The sequence below is a fragment of the Desulfocicer niacini genome, from assembly GCF_054657595.1.
The window spans coordinates 98358-119164 of record NZ_BAAHYK010000015.1 but is presented as its reverse complement, the minus strand read 5'-3'; the positions used below and the strand labels follow the sequence as shown (position 1 = coordinate 119164).

Annotated in this window: 17 protein-coding genes and 3 tRNA genes; 12 read left to right on the top strand and 8 right to left on the bottom strand. The window is 48.9% G+C overall.

Features of this window, described 5'->3' with window-relative positions:
* Positions 1-16: 16 nt before the first annotated feature.
* Positions 17-6049: an alpha-2-macroglobulin family protein gene (locus tag ACYQ2M_RS10105; protein WP_459916211.1), complete on the bottom strand. Its 6033-nt coding sequence runs from the start codon at positions 6047-6049 to the stop codon at positions 17-19.
* 511 nt (positions 6050-6560) lie between these two features.
* Between ACYQ2M_RS10105 and ACYQ2M_RS10100 the strand changes: the two genes are divergently transcribed.
* Both ACYQ2M_RS10100 and ACYQ2M_RS10095 read left to right on the top strand, forming a co-directional pair.
* Positions 6561-6911 carry a DsrE family protein gene (locus tag ACYQ2M_RS10100; protein ID WP_459916210.1) on the top strand — a complete coding sequence of 117 codons (351 nt, stop codon included), beginning with the start codon at positions 6561-6563 and terminating at the stop codon, positions 6909-6911.
* Positions 6912-7523: 612 nt separating this feature from the next.
* Complete coding sequence (locus ACYQ2M_RS10095) at positions 7524-8246, top strand: ABC transporter permease (protein WP_459916209.1); 723 nt, start codon at positions 7524-7526, stop codon at positions 8244-8246.
* A 53-nt stretch (positions 8247-8299) separates the two neighbouring features.
* Here ACYQ2M_RS10095 and ACYQ2M_RS10090 read toward each other — a convergent pair whose 3' ends face one another.
* Complete coding sequence (locus tag ACYQ2M_RS10090; RefSeq protein ID WP_459916208.1) at positions 8300-8851, bottom strand: rhomboid family intramembrane serine protease; 552 nt, start codon at positions 8849-8851, stop codon at positions 8300-8302.
* Complete coding sequence (locus tag ACYQ2M_RS10085; protein WP_459916207.1) at positions 8848-9099, bottom strand: DUF3820 family protein; 252 nt, start codon at positions 9097-9099, stop codon at positions 8848-8850. Before ACYQ2M_RS10085 ends, ACYQ2M_RS10090 begins: the two co-directional genes overlap by 4 nt.
* A gap of 565 nt (positions 9100-9664) precedes the next feature.
* Between ACYQ2M_RS10085 and ACYQ2M_RS10080 the strand changes: the two genes are divergently transcribed.
* The 7 genes from ACYQ2M_RS10080 to ACYQ2M_RS10050 all read left to right on the top strand — a co-directional run bounded on the left by ACYQ2M_RS10080 (position 9665) and on the right by ACYQ2M_RS10050 (position 16271).
* The gene (locus ACYQ2M_RS10080) at positions 9665-10093 is read left to right on the top strand and encodes a PilZ domain-containing protein (RefSeq protein WP_459916206.1); all 429 of its coding nucleotides are present in this window, start codon (positions 9665-9667) and stop codon (positions 10091-10093) included.
* Positions 10094-10096: 3 nt separating this feature from the next.
* Entirely contained in the window at positions 10097-10417 is a 321-nt protein-coding gene (locus ACYQ2M_RS10075) for a hypothetical protein (RefSeq protein WP_459916205.1), read from the top strand.
* On the top strand, positions 10417-11355 hold the full coding sequence (locus tag ACYQ2M_RS10070; protein WP_459916218.1) for an AAA family ATPase: 939 nt from the start codon (positions 10417-10419) through the stop codon (positions 11353-11355). Before ACYQ2M_RS10075 ends, ACYQ2M_RS10070 begins: the two co-directional genes overlap by 1 nt.
* Before the next feature lie 487 nt (positions 11356-11842).
* Positions 11843-13702 (top strand): DEAD/DEAH box helicase, encoded by a 1860-nt coding sequence (locus tag ACYQ2M_RS10065; RefSeq protein WP_459916204.1) that lies wholly within the window; start codon positions 11843-11845, stop codon positions 13700-13702.
* A gap of 202 nt (positions 13703-13904) precedes the next feature.
* On the top strand, positions 13905-14444 hold the full coding sequence (locus ACYQ2M_RS10060; protein WP_459916203.1) for a heme NO-binding domain-containing protein: 540 nt from the start codon (positions 13905-13907) through the stop codon (positions 14442-14444).
* A 1-nt stretch (position 14445) separates the two neighbouring features.
* Positions 14446-15801 carry an ATP-binding protein gene (locus ACYQ2M_RS10055; RefSeq protein WP_459916202.1) on the top strand — a complete coding sequence of 452 codons (1356 nt, stop codon included), beginning with the start codon at positions 14446-14448 and terminating at the stop codon, positions 15799-15801.
* Positions 15783-16271: a PAS domain-containing protein gene (locus ACYQ2M_RS10050; RefSeq protein WP_459916201.1), complete on the top strand. Its 489-nt coding sequence runs from the start codon at positions 15783-15785 to the stop codon at positions 16269-16271. The genes ACYQ2M_RS10055 and ACYQ2M_RS10050 overlap by 19 nt, the downstream gene beginning before the upstream one ends.
* Positions 16272-16336: 65 nt before the next feature.
* Here ACYQ2M_RS10050 and ACYQ2M_RS10045 read toward each other — a convergent pair whose 3' ends face one another.
* From ACYQ2M_RS10045 to serB, 4 genes are read right to left on the bottom strand one after another with little or no spacing between them, the layout of a single operon-like run.
* On the bottom strand, positions 16337-17326 hold the full coding sequence (locus ACYQ2M_RS10045; RefSeq protein WP_459916200.1) for an ABC transporter substrate-binding protein: 990 nt from the start codon (positions 17324-17326) through the stop codon (positions 16337-16339).
* Entirely contained in the window at positions 17323-18090 is a 768-nt protein-coding gene (locus ACYQ2M_RS10040) for an ABC transporter permease (RefSeq protein WP_459916199.1), read from the bottom strand. Before ACYQ2M_RS10040 ends, ACYQ2M_RS10045 begins: the two co-directional genes overlap by 4 nt.
* Entirely contained in the window at positions 18080-18772 is a 693-nt protein-coding gene (locus ACYQ2M_RS10035; RefSeq protein ID WP_459916198.1) for an ATP-binding cassette domain-containing protein, read from the bottom strand. Before ACYQ2M_RS10035 ends, ACYQ2M_RS10040 begins: the two co-directional genes overlap by 11 nt.
* Before the next feature lie 3 nt (positions 18773-18775).
* Positions 18776-19999 carry a phosphoserine phosphatase SerB gene (serB, locus tag ACYQ2M_RS10030; protein WP_459916197.1) on the bottom strand — a complete coding sequence of 408 codons (1224 nt, stop codon included), beginning with the start codon at positions 19997-19999 and terminating at the stop codon, positions 18776-18778.
* Between the two features lie 197 nt (positions 20000-20196).
* Between serB and ACYQ2M_RS10025 the strand changes: the two genes are divergently transcribed.
* The 3 genes from ACYQ2M_RS10025 to ACYQ2M_RS10015 all read left to right on the top strand — a co-directional run bounded on the left by ACYQ2M_RS10025 (position 20197) and on the right by ACYQ2M_RS10015 (position 20473).
* Positions 20197-20272, top strand: a tRNA-Phe gene (locus ACYQ2M_RS10025).
* A gap of 18 nt (positions 20273-20290) precedes the next feature.
* Positions 20291-20368: transfer RNA gene (locus tag ACYQ2M_RS10020), tRNA-Asp, on the top strand.
* A gap of 27 nt (positions 20369-20395) precedes the next feature.
* A tRNA-Glu gene (locus ACYQ2M_RS10015) sits at positions 20396-20473 on the top strand.
* Between the two features lie 55 nt (positions 20474-20528).
* On the opposite strand, the gene ACYQ2M_RS10010 is transcribed toward ACYQ2M_RS10015, so the two are convergent.
* Positions 20529-20807 carry a hypothetical protein gene (locus ACYQ2M_RS10010; protein ID WP_459916196.1) on the bottom strand — a complete coding sequence of 93 codons (279 nt, stop codon included), beginning with the start codon at positions 20805-20807 and terminating at the stop codon, positions 20529-20531.

Sequence of the window (20807 nt, the reverse complement as noted above, 5' to 3'; positions counted from 1 at the left end):
CTCAATTGGGGGGCATTTATTGATCCACAATAAGGGTTTTTTCCACGGTCTTTCCAAAGACATCGGGATCATACATTTCCAAAATCCGGGCGGGCAGGGCAGCAAAATGTCCCCGGGCAATGGCCTGGGCCGTGTAGGAAAGCACATATCGACCCGGGGGCAGGCGATCGGCGTAATACCGCACCCCGTCATGGCCCATTTCCCGGTGATAAAAATACCATTGGGACACGCCATGGCGATCCCGGAATGCCTCGTCGTTCCATCTGGAGTTTTTTGGAGGCCATGCGTTGTCGACAGGGGTTTCGGTATCATTGGGGGGGATAATCCCTGTTTTGTCTACATCCACCATGGATGCCGTGGCCAAATCCCGGTTCACCGCTTCTAAACCGCCGGGCAGGGGATCATCCACCACCACAAAATTTCCGGCAGCCGGAAGGGATATGAACAGATCCACCCGCACCAGTTCCCCCTGAGCAATCGTAAGGGGATCGGTCAAAAGTACCCATTTCCCCTCTCGTTCCACGCTGATCTCCTTGTGGATTTCCATGCCTGAATTGATGGCCCGGGGGGATTTCTCTCGGGGAATATAATTGACTGCTGCCGTGTAATAGAGGGTTCCGGGGCCATTTTTCCGGATTACAAGGTCTGTCCTTTGTCCGGAGTTTTTTTCTGTCATGGCCGTTTCAAGGGTCACCGCCGGGGCGTTGATATCCTTGAAATAGGCTTTTCCCATCAGGGTTTCATCCATATGGGCCAGAATTTCCATGTCCGGGGTTTGATTTTCAAAGGCCCGGGCGTAGTCAATCAGACCATTGGTGCAGAAAATATTGTCCTGGGTATTGTACCAGGTGCCTGAATTCTGCCGGGTCTGGATGATGGTGCGCACAAGTTTCAGGGGCAGACCCTTTATCTCTTTTTGCCTGTTATATTTACGGGCATAGTCAATCATGGCAGATAAAACAGCTCCCTGGGTCCGGGCCGATGATTCCAGGAGCAGATCACTGGCCTTGTCCAGGGTTTCATTGAATTTGAGTTTCCCGGCACTTTGCACGGATTGGGCTGATATTGTTTCCCAGGTAAGCTGGGCAATGGGTTCCCCCCCTGCCACCTGGGTGGCGGCCATGAGAAACTGGGCCTTGCCAAAAAGGCTCATGGATTTAACATGGGGTTCATATCGCTGGATGTCCGTCAATGTGAGTTTTCCCTCCCGGGCCAGGGCAGACAGGGCAACGGCCCGCACCGTGGCCGCCATTCCCCTGGAATAGAAATCAGGAACTATATTCTGCCTTAAAAGGGTTAACAGATAGTCCTGGAGATGGGCTTCCACTGCTTGCGGGGCTTGATGTCCCCGTTCCTTGAGCCAGCTGAATGCCAGGGCCGTGTATGCGGACAGGTAAGGGCTCACCCGGTTATTCTCGGGTTTAAAATAGGCCATGCCGCCGTTGGGGGCCTGGAAGGAAGGTGCCTGTTTCAGCACCTTGTCCACCACTTTTCCGACATCCTCCCATGTCAGTCGTTGTTTCAGGCGATTTTCAAGGGCCTTGTAATGGCTGGCCATGACGGCCCGGGTGAGTTTTTGTTCCCAGCAGGTGTAAGCGTAATCCCTCATATAGGTAAACGCCCCGTCAACATTGTCAAGCAGGGTGGGGGAAAGAATCAGCCGGGTGTTTCCGGTGCCGGGTTCCATGTTTTCCGGATACTGGATGGGTATGGTGGCAGGATTGTTGTCCATGACCATGCCGTGGCTGGCACTGGTGGTGTGATTTTGTCTGGGGATGACCTTCAACTTGTGGATGGTGCCGTCTGCATCCACAGCATCCCGGGCGGTTGCCTTGAATGTCAGGGAACCCGGCAAAACGTTTTCCACCGGAAGGTAGACAATTTTACGTTTATATGGTGGCAGGAGAATGGTTTCAGTCTTGGTGTCTTTGAGTGTATAATCGAGATCACCAGCACCAACACTGTTGTTGTTTCCGCTGGGGTGACCATCTGCCGTATTGCCATCACGGTTCACGGAGATGACAATCACAAGATCCCGGGCCTCCGGGGTACGGTTCATGATGCTGAACCCTGCCTGGAAGGTATCCCCGGCCGTGACCTGGTTGGGCATCACCGGTCGCACCTCTGTGGGACGGTTCACTTTGAACCGACCTTCCCCCAGACCCATGATGTCATCCGGGGTGACAGCCATGGCAAATATACGCCAACCGGTGAGGTTGTCCGGCACGGTGAAGGTGGCCCGGGCATGGCCTTTGTCATCGGCCATGAGACTGGGGTTCCAATAGCTCACAAATTTAAAAAAGGATCGCATGTCAATGTTGCCGCCACCGTCTCCACCCACGTTGGCACCCTTTGCCTCAAACATGCGGCGGCCAACGATATTGGTTAAAAGACTGTAGTTGTTCACATCCAATCCATCCAGTGTGTAAAAGCCTTTGTGGACGTCAAAATGCTGTTTTCCTCCGGCAATGAGGTCAAACACCGCCTCGTCCAGAACGGCAACGGCAAACTCCACCGGGGTATTGGAGGTTGACTTCGGCATTTGGGCTTTGATGTCAATGGTCACGGTGTCGCCGGGTTTGTAAATTTCCAGGTCCGTGTCCACAGTAACTGTCATACCCTTGCCGGTATCAATGACCCGTGTTTTCACATAACCTGTGCGAAAGGCGGGTTTTCCCAGGTCCACCTGGTTTTCCCCCAGGGGTTTTGCAACCCGGGGAGATAGGATGGTGGCAGAAAAGAAAAATCCCGGTTGAAGCTGTGCTGTCACCGGCACTTCAATCACCTCTGTGGCGGTTTCCAGCTTTTGCATCCATTGTTTAAGTATGCCGTATCGTTCCAGGGTGATCAGGGCATGGGCCCCGGGAAAGGGATTTTTAATGAGATATCGTGCGGTTTCCCCCAGGTTTACCGTCTCTTTTTCCGGAATAATTTGTAATCGATAATCGGTGGGTTCCTGCCATACCACATGCCCCCGGCCCGTCACCCAAGTGGTGATTCCCGAAGTGTGTTTTCTTCCCCGGGTATCTATTACCGTGGCGGTAATACGATGGTCACCTGGGCTTTCCGGGGTAAATGAAAATGGCAGGGGCTCGCTGGTGGTCGTTAATTCCAAATTATGGGTGGTGACCCACTGGTGGAGATACTGGGTGAGATATGCATTGCCGGCTCCCTTGATCCGGGTGGCTTTGGTGTCCAATCGCTGTACCCGGATGTTTATTTTGGTGCCGTTGACGGGGATTCCCTGATCATCCACCACCAGGGTTTCCATGGTGGCGGCCTGGTTGGCATCATACACCCATTTCAGGCTTTTCAGGCCCACAAACCGGTCCCTTCCAAAATAAGGGGCCGTGGTGATGGCTGCCACAAATTTACCCCGGTCATCCTGCACCGCAGTTTCCACGGTGAGATTTCCGTATGCCACATTCGACGAGTTCAGCTGGATGGTATTCTCCAGGATTCCCTGGTCGTTGAGGGTGTCTGTTTTTTCCAGAAGGGTTTCCATGTCACCGGAGCGAAATCCTCCGTTGTTTTCTTCATTGTCCTCATCTTTAAATGGCTTGTAAAATGAGAACTTCTTGGCCACTGGGTGGGGGGAATGAAATATCTTTTCTCTGAGTGCGACAAAAACCCGGGCATTGGCATCGGTGTAGGGGCCACCGGCATGGAGGCTTGCCCGGGAGGTCACAGTGAGGGTATCCCCCATTTTAAAGGCATGGCCGTTGAGTTCTGTGCTGACCTTAAACGGGGACGGGGTGAAATCGCTTACCAGCACCCGCAGTGGCATCCAGTTTTGCCTGGTAAAATTTGCGGACAGCTCAAATCTATACCAGCCCACATTGCCGTTTTCGGGTACGGTGTATTCGCCATGGATGGCACCAAACCGGGACAGGCTGATATTTTTCCTGGTGACTACTGTTTTACCTGTGGGATCAATCAGGGTAAGAGTATAATGTGATTTTGGGGGAGTGATGAATCGGGTATTGTCCTGATCCCGGACATAGATCTTGTACTGGATGGTATCTCCGGCACGGTAGATTCCCTGGGCCGTGGTGCCCCAGGCATTGAGGTGGCCGTGACGGGCCTGCATGCTGGAATCAAAGGCTTCTCCGGACACCTGCCAGGTGTCAATGCTGAACCGGTTGTTCAGGGGAAGCAGGGCCAGGTCATTATTCTGCTCCACCCGGACAAAAAGCCGCTGATCATTGCCTTCCTCCCACCAGCGGTCAAAGGTTTTTCGGTCCGGGTCCAGGGTGATAACACCTGGCAGCAGGGCAATACCGTCATCATCGGTGGTTTCCCGGGCCATGGCTTTTGTGTTGCGGGTGAGGTTTTCCATGGCATCTTTATGGATACTCACCATGGCCCCGGGTACGGGAAGACCCGTGGACAGACTTGTCACCCACACCAGTGAGTTAAAATGACCGATCTTGGCATGGACCTGCCAGGGGGTGACCTGGGCAAAGAAATGTTTTTCAGCGGAATGTTTTTTTACAGAAGGTATGGATTTACTTACCCTGCCATACACGGCACCTGTTTGCCCAGCAAGCATTTCCCGGATTCCCATGGGGGTGTGATAGGTGATGTCCCGGGCCATGAGATTATCTTTGGTGATGGTGCTTGGTGTTTCATCCGGTGATGCTGTTTTTCGGAGCGTACTACTACTACTACTATTATTATTATTATTATCAGCAGCAGCATCATCATCAGCAGCAATTGGTTTGTCCATGGATGGGGGTTTATCCATATTTATTTTTTCCGCAGTGATGGCATGGAATCTCAATTCCATGCTTTCCATGTTGGTGACAGCCATGGGCAGTCGGGAATCCAGATCCTTTTCCAGAACCCCGGTGGGATGCAGCAGCTGGTAATCGGGTTTGCGATGGTCGGTGAAAAAGATAAAATCCATGGGGGTTGGCAAATGTCTGCCAAAGGCATCCCGGATGCCCTTTGCCGTCTCTTTAAGATGGTAGTGCTGCCATGGGGTAAGATTATCCGGTAATGAAATGGCGTAGTACGCATTGTCATGGTGGTGGGTTCTCAGGAGCGCATCGCTGTAGTTGTTGGCCCAGGGGTCATAGTCTTTGCGATTTCCGGCCAGATCCGGGGTTATAATGACCTGGTCCCGGATCTCCTGGAAGGCCACCGGGGCTGTGAACAATAGCTCTGTGTATGCGTCAGGGTTGGCAAGGGGATGGATGTCCGGTGTGGGTGTGTTCTTGGGATGGGGCAATGCTGTATATTTTTGAAACTGATCCGGGGAAATGATAATAGGATCCTTTTTCCCGAGGGTATAGCACCGCAGGCCCAGGAATTTAAATTCTGGAAAGGTGTGAAATTTCACCACCACTCTTTTTTCAGTGCCCTGCTCCGGTCCCTGGGTGGAGACAATACCCGGGGATACCCCCACAACCATGGCCGTGTCCAGTGGCAGATCCTTTGCCGGGGAGATCCACCAGATACGACCGGAGGTGTTCTCCGGGTGGGGTTCCACCTGCACAGCTGACATGAATTTATCATCGGTGTGCCGGATTATTCTTACGCATGCTTTCACCGAATCCTGCGTGACGGGCAGATTAAAATGCAGACCCATGACAGGTGTGCCCGGGGAGCGCCATGTCTGGAAATCCACCCAGGTGATCCGAGGACGCTGGGTGGTGAATGTATGAATGACGGGATCTGTAAGGGAGGCACCGTCCAGGGCAGTAATGCCCGGATTCATGATAAGGGTATAACGCGTGGCGGGTTGCAGTGCCTGGGATTCATCCAGCTGAAGGGCCAGGGCCGAGGTGTCCAGCCAGCGCCATTGACCTTTTACATCAGGCGTGATGGTGACGGGGATTTCATCTTTGGAACGTTCCATGGCACCTAAAGGCACCATATCCCGGTCAAATTGAATGACAATTTGACGTAGGGACTGAACATTCTCTCCCCCGGGAGTGATGCTGGTTATCTGCAATGGAGTGGGGGGGCCGGAGGCAGAAGCAGATGTCAGGATTGTTGTCAATATTGTGATTGCCAGCAGGGTCAGGATATATTTTTTTTGCATGAAACCTCCATGGGATGTTTGGGGGCATGATATTGGCCATCCACCCCCACAGCCAGGTGCAATACAGGATTAAAAGCGTTTCGTTGCATCTGTCAGGGCAGAGCCGTTACACAGGTAATTCTGGAACTGTGGAAAAAAGACAGATCCAAATAAAAGTTTGACCTTGACAGCCATGGATTGCTTGACTAAAAAGTATCAATACAAATGAGGATTGGCTCATAAAGGATAACAACAAACGGGCTTAATCACAAGATCGGCCAATCTGGGGCTAAAGAATACCAAGCAACCATTGTAAGGGAGTCAGATTCGAATTGATTTACCATTTATCAAGTCCGGCTTGCTGCATGCTATGGATTCCGCCCCGGAAAATAAGGTAAATTAAAAATAGCCGCGTCCCTAAGGGGTCATAAATTATTTGGTTCAAGGAAAATTATTCCTCTTGTTTTTACATTTCCTGCATGTTTAAATACCAGAAATTTAAGGCCAATTACAATCAAAAAGGAGTTAAGTTATGCAGAATTTTTTGTTTGTTCTCAGTAAAGATGACAACGAAGCCGCCACAAGATGTTTTCAATTTGCAAAAATTGCTCATTCAAAGGGACATCATGTGGACATGTTTTTCATTGACGGTGGGGTTATGTGGGCCAATAAGGATAGAGATTTGAGCATCAAAACCACTACAGGAGATTGTCCGGCAGATTACCTTCCCTATCTGGTGGAACAAGAGGTTACCACGGGCATCTGTACCCCCTGCGCCAAGAATCGAAAATTGGATGAAGCGTCTTTTTTCAGCAATATGCAGCTGGATGGCGGACCGCATCTGATTGACATGGCAGCCGAGGCAAAGGTTTTTAATTTTTAATTACTCATTCCAGCCACAACCATCGCAACGCAATGTGTGCACTGAAAGAAAAAACCACCTTGTATCGGGAGCATTAACCGGCCCAAGGTGGTTTTTTATGATTTTTTATATGAAAAAGTAGGTACTGGCTACTGGGTTCTAACAGCGGCTGCTTTTTCATAATTCGTTATGTCCGTCAGGACATGGCTGTTATATGAAAATACCGACAGCAGACCTCTCGGCGGGCCATGGGACCGGCCCATTGGGAGCCAAAGGCGATCAGCTCATTTGTTTAATTAAAAAGTCCAGGAATAAATAAGGTAATGGCCGGAATATAAGTGATCAAAAGTACAATGATAATATTTGCCATGATAAAGGGCAGAATGGCCCTGCTTATTCTTTTTAAGTACAGAATGAGGACAAACGTATTGATGATGCACATACGAGCAGGGATATAGTAATGAAAACGAATTTTACCAAAAAAAAGCATATGAAGACCTCCGCTATCGAATCATTACCCAGAAGCTTGCACCAGGCGCACTTCTGAAAGATAAGGAATTGATGGATCAACGGCTGAATCAGATTCATGGTGGACGGCCTTGATTTTATAATTTTATTTTTGGGAAAATGCATATGAACAATACTATTCAGACCATCTCTCTTTTTCATCTGATGATCGCCTTTATACCCGTTGCGGTGATTCTACTGATTCTTTTTAAATGGTCTTTGGATACCCGGTCTGCCTTTTATGCCGTTTCCCGGATGCTGGGTCAGCTGTTGCTGGTGGGGTATTTTCTGACCTATATTTTTGAGTCTGACAATGCCCAGATCATCATGATTATTCTGACGGTCATGCTGCTCTCATCTAGCTGGATTGCCCTGAGAATGGTCAAGTCCCACCGGCGGACCCTGTTTCGCAACGCCTTTTTTGCCATTGCCCTGGGGGGCGGCAGTGTTTTGTTCGTCATTACCCAATGGGTGCTGAATCTTGACCCCTGGTATTTCCCCCGGTATATGGTTCCACTGGCGGGCATGATTTTTTCCAACTCCATGAACAGTGTCAGTCTTGCTGCAGAACGATTGTCTGCAGAAATGGCACGGGATGTGCCATTTCTAGAGGCCCGTAAAATTGCCTTTCAGGCAGCACTGATTCCCATTGTGAATTCCCTGTTTGCCGTGGGCCTTGTGTCCATTCCCGGCATGATGACTGGGCAGATTCTATCCGGGGTGTCTCCTCTTATTGCTGCCCGGTATCAGATCATGGTCATGTGCATGATTTTTGGTGCTGCGGGTATTTCTGCTGCCTGTTTTCTTGGTTTGGCAGGCAGTGTTATAATTGTGAATTCAAAGGATTGATGTTAGTGGTGTGGGAATGCGCCCCCCATTATCAGAGAAGCCATCACCAGATTTTATATCCCCCTTCCACCACCCCGCAAAAAACCATACCCGGCCCCGATAAAACCACCGGCAAGGTGACTGAACTGTGAAATCCTATCCACCTTCAGGGTGGAGATTATTTCACTGCCAATGTAAAGGGTGGCAATGATGATAAAGGTAAGTGGGATCTCTTTGGATCTGATATTTGAAAAAGAGCTCAAAAGAATCAGCATAAAGGCAATACCACTGCCGCCGATCAGGGCGTTGGAAAACAAAAAAGCGTTTAACAAGGCGGTGGTGATGGCGGTGATAAATATCATTTCCAGCAGGGTGCCGGATCCGTATTTTTCTTCCAGCAATGGCCCCACCAGAAGAATGATCATGAAATTTCCCACAAGATGGGACCAGCTGCCGTGGGCGGTGATGTAAGAAACGGATTTGAAATAAAAAACAGGGTTGAAAAATGACAGCCGGGCCGGGGAAGAAAAATACCCGGATAAGATCCCGGTGCTGGAAAAAACCAGAACACAGATGGAGATAATGGCATAGGTCAGAATCACCGGGGAATTGTATTTTATTTTCATCGTTGGTGGCCTTTTTCTGTGGGTGCCTGACCCGGATGAAACAGATATTCAAGGCCATTGCGCTTGATTTCATAAACCGTCTGCAATAAATCTCCTAAATTTCCTGTGGGAAATCCTTTCCGGGAAAACCACACCAGATAGTCTTCCGGCAGATCCACAAGAGGGCATCCTTTGTATTTGCCAAAGGGCATTCTGGTGGTTGACAGTTTGATGAAGCTTTCTTTGTCCGGTGTGATGACAATGCTCATTTTTAAATTCCAGTTCAGGGAATGTGTCCCACCCCAAAGTGGTCCATGTTGTGATCGAGCCCTTAAGTTGGTTAATACTTGATGTTCAAGTTATTTCCGATTTTGCAAGAACGGGGTCAGGCTTGTGTTATGGGCGTTATCGACCAAAGTCGGGGCGAATCCGAACGAGAATGCCCATAACGCAAGCCTGACCCCTCCCCGTTATATGTCAATATAACAAACCTTGATTCTCGTGACAGTTGGGAATCAATCCCGTGTATGGTATAAAAAAATGGCGCGAATAGCAAGAATATCAACTCTGTCTCTTCAATCTTGGCTTAGCTTGTTCAAATAATATCATCTGTTTTTTGCTTGCCTGTGACTATGAGAGTTGATATGGTTTTTTTATAAAATATGAACACCCCGCCGGATACCTCCTGAGTATAATGCTAAATAATGCGCTGTTTTGCAGCTGAATCAGGTTGTTATCGTGTGTAAATCAAGGGGTGAACAAAGCTTACGTCCCGGGTCAGGCTCATACCGTTAACCGGGGCAAATGCTGGTTTGCCAGATGGGAAGGTGGTTAATGGAAAAAGACTCAATTGTGTTTCAGCCCATGTCCGGAGAAAAAGAATCTCTCTCGGCGGTTCGCAAGGCCTTTCGTGTGCCTGTGGCGGATAGTGAAAATGTGCAGGTGTTTTGGAAGGAAAAACAATGCGCTGTGCTGAATATCAGCACGGGGGGAGTTAGTGTTGTTTGTGATGACGCATTTGATGTGGAATGTGATGATGTCTGTGGGGGCTGGGAATTAAAACTTGGGAATATACAATTGTATAATTTATTTGCCAGGGTGATCCATGTTTCCTCCATAGCATCGGGCCGTTTTGTTTGCGGCATACAATGGATTGACCTTGAAGAAACGCAAAAAGTCGCCATTGACGGCGCAGTAGCCTGCATGAAAGCACAGGTTCTTGGTAATAATGATCGTAATATTCCTCCCATACAAGATGTTTAAAACATGACTGAAGAAAAAAAAGATATCATGAATAGTATCCTTTCAGATGCCGATGATGCATTGGCTGACGGGAGCAAAGATTTGGATTTTTTGATTTATCAATGCGGTGACGGGGTGCAGGGTGAAGGTGCCGGACTGCCCGACACCCATGATCAAAAATCCATCAAGGTTTCCAAAGGCAATGTTTCTGTTGAAATCTGGGAGGGGCGTGCAAAAATAAAAGTCAAGGTTTCTCCGGGATTAGATACCGGGATTTCCATGGAAAAAATTGCCACCATTGCCGTGGATGCGATTCTTGAGGCATTGAAAAAGGAAACACCGTGATGATTATTACCTGTCCTAAATGTTCCAGGAAGCATCGGGTCAATCCGGAAACCATCAAAACCTATATTGATGCCGGTCGGAATATTTCCGCCACCTGCAGGGTCTGCAAATACAAATTTCCAGTGCCATTGAGTCAGCTGGGTGACCAGGCTGCCGTTAAAAGACATACCCCCGGCACAACGGCCAGAAAAATATGTGTAACCCTCAGTAAAGGTGGGGTGGGAAAAACCACCACTGCGGTGAACCTTTCGGCAGGGCTGGCACTGGCCGGTTATCGAGTTCTGCTGGTGGACACCGATACCCAGGGCCAGTCTGCATATATTCTGGGAAAAAAACCCATGGCCGGGCTTACAGAGCTTCTCACCGGGGAGCTCTCTGCAGAGGAGTGTATTATCCCTGCCCGGAATAATCTTTGGCTGTTGAGTGGCGGCAAATCCCTGGCTGGTATAAAACGCATTATTGATCGGAAGAGTTTCGGGGCGGAATGGGCATTGTCCGAGGCCATGAAATCCCAGGATGAACAATATGATTTCATCATTATGGATACTTCACCGGGGTGGGATCAGCTTATTGTAAATGTATTGTTTTATGCCACGGAGGTATTGGTGCCGGTGGCCCTGGAAGTGATGTCACTGCATGGCCTTTCCGAGTTCATGAAAAGCCTGGGAGCCATCCAGAAATATCGCAAGGAGGTGACACTGGAATACATTGTCCCCACCTTCCTGGACTCCCGCATCAAGGGACCGGAACGCCTGTACATTGAACTTAAGAAATTATACCCCGATTCCATGTGTAAGCCCATTCGTTATTGTGACAGCCTGTCCGAAGCCCCCTCCTTTGGTAAGACTATTTTTGAGTTTGCACCGGGTTCAACGGCATCGGCGGATTACAGGGATCTTGTACGGCGGGTTTCCAAGACGGAAAAGGCCTTTGCCTGAAAAATGCAATGCACCTAATAGTCACGGCATAAAACTTAAATTAATAGCATCTATGCATCGTCGAAAAACATGTCCCTGCTGATTTATCGAAAAAGCAGCAGGGGAACTGTCTCATTTAATCAGGCTTTATGGCAAAAATAGAGAAGATTGCCTTTTAATAAAATACGCAATGCGCCGGATTGATTTTAGCCCCGGCATCATCCACCGCAATATTGATCTCTTTCAGCAGATCCCTCATTTCTCTGGACCATATTTGATTATCTTGTTTCCATGCCCTCCGTAAAGAATTTGAACATTGATCAGTAATTGCTTGAATAATTTTAAATATAAATGTATACTAAATATTTTAATTTCAATGTCCCTGGCCGGTGATTCCGGCCTTTTCTATTCTTAATATAACCCACATGGCAGCAGCTACCTGCCACAACAAATATTGAAATTTCAATCATTGCAGTCTGTTCGGCTGACTTTTATATAAAGGAATACCATGTCCCAGAAAGATTCGTCCTTGATCGGATTTGACGAAATGAACCTGAGTTCCCTGCTATGCAGTACACTTCAGAAGGTAGGCTATGAAACACCCACACCCATTCAATCTCTGACCATTCCTCACATGATTCAGGGGCGGGATGTGCTGGGCCAGGCAAGAACCGGCACCGGCAAAACCGCAGCCTTTGCTTTGCCACTGCTGTCCCGTATTGATCTGGCCAGACGTTCTCCCCAGGTTCTGGTGCTCACCCCCACCCGGGAACTGGCCATCCAGGTGGCGGAATCCTTTAAAACCTATGGGGCAGGCATGAGGGGTCTTAATGTTTTGTCCATTTACGGGGGACAGAGTTATGGGATTCAGTTAACGGAATTAAAGCGTGGGGTTCATGTGGTGGTGGGAACCCCCGGCCGACTCATGGATCATCTCCAGCGTAAAACCCTTGTGTTTTCCGATCTTTTTTGTGTGGTGCTGGACGAGGCTGATGAAATGCTTCACATGGGATTCATCGAAGATGTACAGTGGATACTGGACAGGACCCCCAAAGATGCCCAGACCGCACTTTTTTCGGCCACCATGCCGGGGCCCATCCGAAAGATCGCCCAGAAATATCTTACAAAACCCGAAGAAATTCTGGTGCGCTCGGATGTGGATGTTATCAGTACCATTAACCAGCAGTTCTGGATGGTAAAAGGCGAAAGAAAAGCCAATGCCCTTATTCGGATACTGGAAGCCACATCCTTTGACGGGGTGATTGTCTTTGCCAAAACTCGAGTTGCCACGGTGGAGGTGGCCAAAATCCTTGAAGAAAAAGGATTCAAGGCAGAGGCCCTTAACGGGGATATGGCCCAGACCGCCCGGGAACGTACCATTTCCCGTTTGAAAACAGGACACATTGATATCCTGGTGGCCACGGATGTGGCGGCCCGGGGTCTGGATGTGGAGCGTATTTCCCATGTGATCAACTACGATATGCCGTCCAAGGTGGACCCTTATATTCATCGCATCGGCAGAACCGGTCGGGCCGGTCGAGCAGGAGAGGCCATTCTCTTTGTCAATCGCAACGAGCGCTGGATGATTAAAAACATTGAACGGGCCACCAAACAGAGGCTGCGTGAGATGATGCTGCCCTCCAATCGGGATATTAACGAAAAAAGGGTGCGGGACTTTAAAGAAGATATTACCCGGATTCTGACCTCGGAGGATATCAGCGTTTTTCAGGAACTTGTTGAAGCCTATGCTCTGGAGCATGAGGTGCCCGTGGCCATGGTGGCAGCAGCCCTTGGAAAAAAAGCCCATGGAGCCATGTCGTTCTTACTTCCAATACCTGCTGCCGGGGCAAAGACCCAGCGGAAAATGACCCCGGCCCGCCAGGCATCTGCTTCTGAAAAAAAGATTCTCAGGGAAAATAGATCCGGGGTGGACAACAAAGCCCGCCGGGGCAAAGTTGCTCCAGGGGCAAAAAGGGAGAACGGGAAAAATAATTTTCCAGGAAAAAATAAGGCCCAAAGTGAAAAGGCTTCTGTGCCGGAAATTAAGGATAATTCCCGGACTGAAAATAAGGGGAAACCCCAGGGAAAAGACATCGGAGCTCCGGAAAAAAAACGTATGGCCCCCCCGGAAAGGGGAATGGAACGATATCGCATTGAGGTGGGGCGACAACACGGAGTGCTGCCCCGGGACATTGTCGGTGCCATTGCCAATGAGGCCGGTCTTGAAAGCAAATATATAGGAAACATTGACATCAACCCGGAATTTTCACTGGTGGATCTTCCCACGGGAATGCCCAAAGTAGTGTTCATGGAATTGAAAAAAACCTGGGTGAAATCCCGACAGATGGCTATTTCCAAATATATGTAAGTTTTTTTGTATCTATCCCCCCCCCGATGATCTGTTTGGGTTTGAATCCGGAGCAGGTGCTTTTTGGGGGGCGTTTCTTCTTCTTCTTTTTCCTCTTCCTATCTGACAATTTATTTCCTACACATTGTGTTTGACTTGTATTATGGTGATTCCGAGTGCGTTGTCGCAATATTGGCCACTTTGGGGAGAGGGAATAGAATATATGAAAGGTTTGGTATTTACAGAATTCATTGAAATGATGGAAAATGATTTCGGGTTTGAGGTGGCAGACCGGGTAATTGAAAATTCCGACACCATCAGTAAGGGTGTTTTCACCGGGGTGGGAACCTACCCCTCCCGGGACATGGTGGCCCTTTTAACCCAACTGTCAGCGGAGACGCAAAAACCGGTCAATGATCTGCTGCTTCATTTTGGAAAACATCTGTTCAATAGTTTTTCCAGGCTTTACGCCTATCTGATAACAGATATAAAAGATACCTTCGGGCTTCTGGATAACATCGAAGATTTTATTCATGTGGAGGTGAAAAAGCTTTACCCCGATGCACAACTGCCCACCATTGATACCCGAATGGTGGAACCGGATACCATGGAATTAATTTATCGTTCCCGTCGAAAGATGGGTCATCTGGCCCATGGGCTGATGATGGGATGTGCCGCCTGTTTTGGTGAAACCATGGAAATTCAGATGGAAAATCTGGTGCCGGATGCAAGCGAAGTTAGATTTACCATAAAGAAAATGTGATATGGACCCTGAAATTTTAAAAAGAGCACTGAATCGGGAGCGAAAAGCCAGAAAAGAGGCCGAGTGCATCATCGAGCAGAAATCTCTGGAAATTTACCGGGCTAACCAGGAGTTGAGGGAATTGAATCAAAGCCTTGAACTGCGTATCCAGGAACGAACCCAGGAGATCGAAGCCTCTAAAAAAGATTTGACGCTGGCCAAGGAAGAAGCCGAAGCCGCCACCAAAGCCAAATCCCTTTTCCTTTCCACCATGAGCCATGAGATTCGAACTCCCTTAAACGGCATCATCGGTATCACCGAGCTGATGATGAAGATCAATGGAGATGAACGCCTGGAAGAGATGCTGGCCAGTATGAAATATTCGGCGGATAATCTGCTGGTCATTATCAATGATATTTTGGATTTTTCCAAGATTGAAGCCGGTAAAATCACCTTTGAGCGCATGGACTTTTCCCTTGATGCGCTGCTTGACGGACTGCGGGAGACCTTTCGGTTCCGCCAGGAAGAAAAAAATTTGGTTTTTATTGTGGAAAAGGCAGCAGGTGTGCCCCAATGGATTGCCGGGGATCGGGTGAAACTCAATCAGATGCTGATTAATCTGGTGGGTAATGCCTTTAAATTCACCTTCCAGGGTGAAATTAGGGTGCAGGTGACCCTGTTAAGCCAAAGTGCGGAGGAGTACTGCCTGCAGTTTTCCGTGAAAGATACCGGGGTGGGCATTCCTTCCTCCCACCATCATAGCATTTTTCAGAGCTTCAGCCAGGCGGAAAAAGATACGGCGCGAAAATATGGCGGCACCGGCCTGGGGCTTGCCATCACCCGTCAGCTCATAGACCTGCAGGGGGGGAGCATCGCTTTTGAGAGTGAACGCAACCAGGGCGCTCATTTTTATTTTCAACTTTCCTTTGGCCCGGGACATCCCCCGGCTGATTCAGATGACGGGAAAACCATGGTTGCAAGTCCTCTGCTCCAGGGACGACGGGTGCTGCTGGCGGAAGACAATAAAATCAATCAGTTTGTTGCCACAAAATTTTTAAAAGGTTGGGGACTTGAAGTGGACATTGCCAACACCGGTCAGGAAGCCGTGGACATGGTGGCAGACGGGTCCTATGATTTGGTGCTCATGGATCTTCAGATGCCGGTGATGGGCGGGGTTGAAGCCGCCGGAATTATCCGGCAGCTGGAACAGGATAAAGCATGTCCCCGGGGCCATCTTCCCATCATTGCCCTGACGGCCAGCGCCTTTGAAGATATTCAGCAGGAAGCTATCCAGGCTGGTATGGATGATTTCACCACCAAACCCATTCAACAAAAGGCCTTGTATACCAGGATTGAAAAATGGATATTAAAAGAATAAAAGACACCGATGATGCTTTATTGATTCGGGAAATTGTGGAGCGGCTGCCTTTGGGCATCGTCGTCATTGACCATGCCTTTAACGTCCAATATATGAATCCGCGTTTCCAGGAGATATTTGATCCATCGGTGGCACAATTGCTGCCCAATGATCGGGAAAAAACACCCAGCTGCATGGGTCATATCCTTGGATGCAGCCACAATGATTCCGGTAATGCTTCAGAGGGTATGGGGGCCTGTCGGCATTGTGAATTTCGCATTTCCATTGACATGGTTTCAGATATTGCTTCAAAGGTACGGACGGGCAGCCCGGCGGATGAATATACGGTGGTAAAGGAATTTATGATCCATGGAAAAAAGGTGTTAAAATACCTTGAAATTCATTATGTTGTTCTGGGAGGGGGCCGCCTGATGGTTCTGGTGGACGATCAGACCCAGGCGGCCCTGGCGGCAGCATCCGCAAACGCTTGACCCATCGCTAATAAAGCCCCCGATCCGGTCCGGAAAATGGGAATATGCCTGTTGTTACCAACCCCTCAGGGAATCATCAATGCTTCCTTAATTTTCACTTCTGATTTAATTACTCCCTGTTCCAGCATGATCTGTTCGGTCTGCTGCCAGGCCTTTACATCGATGTGTCCGATTTCCACGGTGCGGTCCGGCCACACCAATTCCCGGGTGGATATCAGCTGTTTTTCCTGTAGATCTCTGGGGGTGTTTTTGTCATATTTTTGAAGTATGGTCAGGGCCAGGTCCTGGTTGGCGGGGTCCATGGCCATGTGCCATCCCTTTAATAGGGCTTTTCTAAATCTGGTTACGGTGTCCGGGCGTTCCTTCATCATTTTTTCCGATGTCACCACAGAGTTGGCCACAAACTGAACCCCATGATCTGCGGGATTGAAAAACCGAATATCCTCCCCTTCCTTTCTGATTTTTTCACCGATAATGATGCCCTGGGCATTTTTGTACACAGGCCAAACTTCAATTTTATCCATGTAAAAGGGCGTATAATCGTATCGGACACTTGAAAGGGTCAGTTCATTTTCCTTTATGCCCGCACGGGCAAGCATGGTTTTCATGATGGTTTCATCATTCCCCCCATAGGTGATACCCACTGTGCGGCCCCGGAGATCTTTCACCGTGTCGATGGCCGGTTTGCTGGTTTTACAGATCCATTGCAGGGGGTTGATCTGGAACAGCTGGGCAATTACCACCACAGGCGCACCCTTGGCCCGGGCCCGGATGACTTGGTCGGCGGATGCCACCCCGAATGCGGCATACCCCATTTCAAGCTCCCTGATGGCATCTCTTTCCGGCCCTCCGGCCTTGACGGTGACATTCAAGCCCTCATCGGTAAACAGGTTCTGGGCTTCGGCCAGAATATCTCCTGTGACACTGGCATTGAAAAGCCATTTCAGACGATAATTAAGGTTTTCTTCTGCCCGGGCAGGTGAAACCATGGAGCCGGCGAAAATGCTGCATGAAATAAAAAAAATGAAAAACAAATGCATGACAATTTTTTTCATGGAAGTTCCTCCTGGTCAAAAATGACCCATTTTTTGATTATTTTTTCCCCCATCCATTCCAGGGTGCCCTGATAAAGGGAAAGAAAAATGCCAATGAGAAACAGGGCAGCCAGAATCCTTGAAAGATCGCTCTGGTAAAGGGCTATGCGGATGGCATGGCCGATGCCGGCGTTGGCGGCAATGAATTCTGCCACAATGGTACCGGCCATGGCAAGCGTGGCACTGCCGGAAATAACGGTGGTGAGTTTTCGAATGTTTTCAAAGGCCCGGATTTTTATTTCCAGCTGCCAGCGCATCCTGCCCGTGACCAGATAAAAATGTTCAATGTTGGTGATTGGTTCGGACATGATGCTCACCACTGACAAAAGAAGCGGAAAATAGCAGATCATGGCGGCAATGATTAACCTTGATGTAAACCCGTCCCCCAGCAGGATAAAAATGATGGGGGCCACGGCCACAATGGGGTATGCCTGGATATTATATGCGGCCGCCTTGATGAATGATCCCAGCCAGGAGCTTTTCCGGGCAGCTGTACCAATGGAAAAAGCCATAATAATGGACAGAATCTGGCCGATCATGGCAACCCCGAGGGTATTTAAGACATCGTACAGGTAGCCATTGGCCACGGCAAGGCTTGCGGACCATATTTCCAGGGGGCCGGGAATTACATAATCAGACAGGCCCAGAATTGATTTCAGTGCCAGCAGAAAGGCAATCCCTGCACCATATACAATGAAAAATTGTGAGATTCGTCTAACAAGCATTCATTATCCCCAATAAAACGCTATCCAGTTCATGGCTGTTTATGGCATCATTGCGCTGGATATTCAATCCTTTTATCAGACTTGTCTGGGGCAGTTTGCCTGCCTTTAACAATACCAGGATCATGTCGCTGAATTTAGATACTTCCATGAGATTATGGGAGATGTACAAAAAATATTTATCTGGGAATTGTTCCTTTATTTTAAAAATAATATTTTCCTTGGAACGCTCATCCACGTTGGCAAGGCTTTCATCCATGACCAGGAGATCGAAATCCTGAAGCAGGTATCGGATCAGATTAATGCGGTTCTGCTGCCCCAGGGAGAGCTGGGAGAATTTTTGAGCCATGAACGGGGCCATGCCAAAGGTGTTCACAAGTTCCCGGCAAAGGCCGGCCATGCCGGGGGGAGTTACTTTTTCCAGGTGGCGGCCGATGGAAGACCAGCCCGGCAGCCGCTCCTGATTGTAAGTGTACAAAAAAATCGCGTTCTCTTTTTTCAGGATTTCTCCGGTATATCCGGCGATGTCACCTGTCAGAAGCTTGGCAAAGGAGGTTTTTCCCACACCGGAAGGACCAAACAGAGCATGAAACCCCGGGGTATCCAAATTCAGGGAAATATCCTTGAAAACAGGTTCTGGAGACAGTGGATAATGGTACCCGAGATGCCGGCATTGAAGGAGCATGGCTCACCGATCCTTGGGTATTTCTCGATCGTGCATGCCGATGAGATATAAAAGTCCATCCAGGCCTACACTGGAAATGGCTGTTTCTGCCTTTGCCCGGACAATGGGCTTGGCATTAAAGGCCACCCCCAGGCCTGCAATGGTGATCATGGGAAGGTCGTTGGCTCCATCCCCCACGGCAATGGTCTGTTCTATGGATATATTTTCTTTTTTGGCCAGTTGTTTCAGCAGGCAGGCCTTTTTTTCCCCGTCAATGATGTCGCCGGTTACCTCTCCTGTAACCACACCATCACGGATCACAAGCTCATTGGCATGGAGATAATCAAACCCCAGTTTTTCCTTTAAATACTTGCCCACAAAGGTGAACCCGCCGGAAAGAATGCCAAGCTTGTAGCCCAGCCCTTTCAGGGTCCGGGTGACCAGTTCCACCCCTTCAGAAAGGGGCAGGTTAGCTGCCAGGTCTTTTAAGGCCTCCTCTTTGAGGCCTTTGAGCAGCGCCACCCGCCTTTTAAAGCTTTCTTTAAAATCAATCTCCCCCCGCATGGCAGATTCCGTGATTTTTGTCACGGCATCCCCCACACCGGCAAGTTTGGCAAGCTCATCAATGACTTCGGCCTGGATCAGAGTGGAGTCCATGTCAAAAACCACAAGTTTTCTGTTTTTGCTGTAGATGTTATCTATGTGAAAGGAGATGTCTATGCCGGTCTGCTGGGAGATTTCCATGAAATCTCCCCGCATGGATTTTATGTTGGCCGGGGTGCCGCTCACTCTCAGCTGGACACTGGCCCGGGTGGGCAGATCCAGATTGTTTTTCAGGGGGATTCTGCCGGTGAGGCGGGTGATGCCGTCAATGTTGAGATCATTTTCGGCTATGACGGCGGTGACCCGGGAAATCTGAAGTGCCGTCACCTTTTTACCCAGCAGGGTGATCACCCGGCGCTCTTTACCCTGAGCCTTTACCCACCGTTCATATTCATCTTTCTCAACGGGTTTGATTTCCACTGCCAAATTTCTTTTATGCCCTTCATAAAGCATGTCTTTGAAAATGGATGAAAAATCCGCGTCAACGGGGATTTCCACAAGAATACCCAATGAGATGTGTTCATGGATTACGGATTGACCAATATCGAGCACATTGACATTGTAATGGGCCAAAATGGCGGTGAAGCATGTGTCCAGACCCTTGTTATCCTGGCCTGAGATGTTAATCAGAATGATTTTGCTCATGTTTGGTTGTCTTTTATGCCTTTCTTTTCTTTGTATGAAAAAGCGGTTAATGGGTGCTCTGAACCCTTCTCAAATTCGATTACAAACCTGGGGGTCAACCTATCATGGCAGGGCATTGGATTCAATATTTTTCAAATGGAATTAAAAAAGGTTGACAGATGGAAGAAAAACCTTTAAAACCTCTCTCATCTTGTTGAGCCCAGGTAGCTCAGTCGGTAGAGCAGGGGACTGAAAATCCCCGTGTCAGCAGTTCGATTCTGTTCCTGGGCACCACACACAAGATAAGGTTGCGGGGGCGTAGTTCAGTTTGGTTAGAACGCCTGCCTGTCACGCAGGAGGTCGCCGGTTCGAGTCCGGTCGCTCCCGCCACCATCCAAAATCAGAAAAAATAAATTTGTCCCCATCGTCTAGCCCGGTCCAGGACACCGGCCTTTCACGCCGGCGACAGGGGTTCGAATCCCCTTGGGGACGCCAAATTTATCGATATCAGGGCGGTTAACCGCCCTTTTTTTGTTCCATCGATTTTTTGTCAGCTGAGATATGTTGTCAGCTCCTGCATTGATTTAATTATATCCAAAATTCCCTCATGCATCCCTTCACCAAGTGAACTTGTACCCGGGGTTTCTTTTTCGTCGCCCGTAGCCTGTATATTGGCTTTTATTTCTTTAAGCTTCTGTGCGTATAGCTCAAATTGCAGGCGATGTTCCTCCTCCATTTCCTTGATAACACCGGCATTGATTTCTGAGATAAGTTCTTCAGCTTCAGCCAGCAATTGTCCCATATCGATGGATTTCTTGTCTGTTGTCAT

Bases quoted from the DNA above. Each gene is read 5' to 3' on its own strand.
- ACYQ2M_RS10105 (WP_459916211.1), bottom strand. From the start codon at position 6,049: ATGCAAAAAAAATATATCCTGACCCTGCTGGCAATCACAATATTGACA.
- ACYQ2M_RS10100 (WP_459916210.1), top strand. From the start codon at position 6,561: ATGCAGAATTTTTTGTTTGTTCTCAGTAAAGATGACAACGAAGCCGCC.
- ACYQ2M_RS10095 (WP_459916209.1), top strand. From the start codon at position 7,524: ATGAACAATACTATTCAGACCATCTCTCTTTTTCATCTGATGATCGCC.
- ACYQ2M_RS10090 (WP_459916208.1), bottom strand. From the start codon at position 8,851: ATGAAAATAAAATACAATTCCCCGGTGATTCTGACCTATGCCATTATC.
- ACYQ2M_RS10085 (WP_459916207.1), bottom strand. From the start codon at position 9,099: ATGAGCATTGTCATCACACCGGACAAAGAAAGCTTCATCAAACTGTCA.
- ACYQ2M_RS10080 (WP_459916206.1), top strand. From the start codon at position 9,665: ATGGAAAAAGACTCAATTGTGTTTCAGCCCATGTCCGGAGAAAAAGAA.
- ACYQ2M_RS10075 (WP_459916205.1), top strand. From the start codon at position 10,097: ATGACTGAAGAAAAAAAAGATATCATGAATAGTATCCTTTCAGATGCC.
- ACYQ2M_RS10070 (WP_459916218.1), top strand. From the start codon at position 10,417: ATGATTATTACCTGTCCTAAATGTTCCAGGAAGCATCGGGTCAATCCG.
- ACYQ2M_RS10065 (WP_459916204.1), top strand. From the start codon at position 11,843: ATGTCCCAGAAAGATTCGTCCTTGATCGGATTTGACGAAATGAACCTG.
- ACYQ2M_RS10060 (WP_459916203.1), top strand. From the start codon at position 13,905: ATGAAAGGTTTGGTATTTACAGAATTCATTGAAATGATGGAAAATGAT.
- ACYQ2M_RS10055 (WP_459916202.1), top strand. From the start codon at position 14,446: ATGGACCCTGAAATTTTAAAAAGAGCACTGAATCGGGAGCGAAAAGCC.
- ACYQ2M_RS10050 (WP_459916201.1), top strand. From the start codon at position 15,783: ATGGATATTAAAAGAATAAAAGACACCGATGATGCTTTATTGATTCGG.
- ACYQ2M_RS10045 (WP_459916200.1), bottom strand. From the start codon at position 17,326: ATGAAAAAAATTGTCATGCATTTGTTTTTCATTTTTTTTATTTCATGC.
- ACYQ2M_RS10040 (WP_459916199.1), bottom strand. From the start codon at position 18,090: ATGCTTGTTAGACGAATCTCACAATTTTTCATTGTATATGGTGCAGGG.
- ACYQ2M_RS10035 (WP_459916198.1), bottom strand. From the start codon at position 18,772: ATGCTCCTTCAATGCCGGCATCTCGGGTACCATTATCCACTGTCTCCA.
- serB (WP_459916197.1), bottom strand. From the start codon at position 19,999: ATGAGCAAAATCATTCTGATTAACATCTCAGGCCAGGATAACAAGGGT.
- ACYQ2M_RS10010 (WP_459916196.1), bottom strand. From the start codon at position 20,807: ATGACAACAGACAAGAAATCCATCGATATGGGACAATTGCTGGCTGAA.